This window comes from Vibrio sp. Vb1554, from assembly GCF_033344235.1.
The window spans coordinates 1-1,563 of sequence record NZ_JAWPOJ010000146.1 but is presented as its reverse complement, the minus strand read 5'-3'; the positions used below and the strand labels follow the sequence as shown (position 1 = coordinate 1,563).

Here is a 1,563-nt window from a genome sequence, read left to right as displayed (position 1 = left end):
CAGGTGATGAGCTTGGTCAACCAGGCGATCGCTTTGTCTCTCACTTCAAACAAGTGCGTGATGCAGGCCTAAACGTGACAGTTCACGCTGGTGAAGCGGCGGGCGCTGAAAGCATGTGGCAAGCCATTCAAGAGCTAGGTGCAACGCGTATCGGCCACGGTGTGAAAGCGATTCACGATCCAAAACTGATGGATTACCTAGCGGAAAACCGTATCGGTATCGAATCGTGCCTAACGTCGAACTTCCAAACCAGTACGGTCGATTCTCTAGCAAATCACCCACTGAAACAGTTCCTAGACCACGGCGTTCTAGCGTGTCTAAATACGGATGATCCTGCGGTAGAAGGTATTGAGCTACCTTACGAATACGAAGTGGCGGCGCCAGCAGCCGGCCTGAGCCAAGAGCAGATTCGCCAAGCGCAAATCAATGGCCTTGAGCTTGCTTTCATTTCTGATGCAGAAAAAGCAGAACTGAAAGAAAAAGTTAAAGATCGCGTTTAATCAGCGCAAAAATTATAAAAAATGCCAGCATTTGCTGGCATTTTTTGTATTTGGAATCGGCAAGCGATGATCAAATCACGCGAGAGAATTGCTGCTGACGCGCTTTTGCTCGCAGATATTTATCGAAGCTCATACAGATGTTACGGATAAGCAGGCGACCACGCAGTGTTACTCGAATTTCATTGTCATCTACTTCCACCAACTCATCATTGATGAACGTTTGCAGCAATTGCAGGTCTTCTTTGAAGTACTGATCAAATTTCACTCTGAATTCAGATTCGATCGCTTTTTTATCAAGCTTAAAGTTACAAATCAGCTGCTTAATGACTTCACGACGGAGCAAGTCATCCGAATCGAGTGAGACACCTTTCCACAATGCGTGGCGAAGGTCATTTACTTGAGCGTAGTACTTCTTGAGCTCTTTTTGGTTTTGCGCGTACGCATCACCAATCATTGAAATGGCAGAAACACCAAAGCCCACCAAGTCACACTCACCTTGAGTGGTGTAGCCTTGGAAGTTGCGATGCAACACTCCTTCACGCTGCGCAACGGCGAGTTCGTCGTCAGGCATCGCAAAATGGTCCATGCCGATAAACTGGTAGCCAGCACCCGTCAAAGTTGCGATCGTGTCTTGGAGAATTGCCATTTTCTCTTCTGCTTTTGGCAAATCTTCGTCTTTAATCTTACGCTGCGCAGCAAACAATTGCGGCATGTGTGCGTAGTTAAAGACCGACAGACGACCCGGCTGCATTTCCAGCACTTGTTCTAACGTCTTCGCAAAAGAGGCTTTGGTCTGCTTCGGCAAACCGTAGATCAAATCGAGGTTGGTCGAACGGAAACCCAACTCTTTCGCACGTGCCACCATCGCAAAGATGAATTCTTCATCTTGCTCACGGTTAACCAGTTTTTGCACTTCTTTGTTGAAGTCCTGAACGCCGATGCTCAAGCGGTTGAAGCCTTCACTGCGAAGATGATCCAACATGGTGATCTGAATTTCACGCGGGTCTACTTCAATGCTGATTTCTGCATCATCACTGAATGTAAATTCTTGGCGTAGCAAGTT

General features: G+C 47.2%; 2 protein-coding genes. One reads left to right on the top strand and one right to left on the bottom strand.

Features of this window, described 5'->3' with window-relative positions; all coding sequences use genetic code 11:
- The coding region (locus R8N28_RS24435) for an adenosine deaminase family protein (RefSeq protein WP_318183574.1) at window positions 1-500 on the top strand (500 nt) is incomplete at its 5' end.
- Window positions 501-570: 70 nt separating this feature from the next.
- On the opposite strand, the gene hemN is transcribed toward R8N28_RS24435, so the two are convergent.
- Window positions 571-1,563: oxygen-independent coproporphyrinogen III oxidase (gene hemN, locus R8N28_RS24430; protein WP_318183573.1), on the bottom strand; the 993-nt coding region annotated here is incomplete at its 5' end.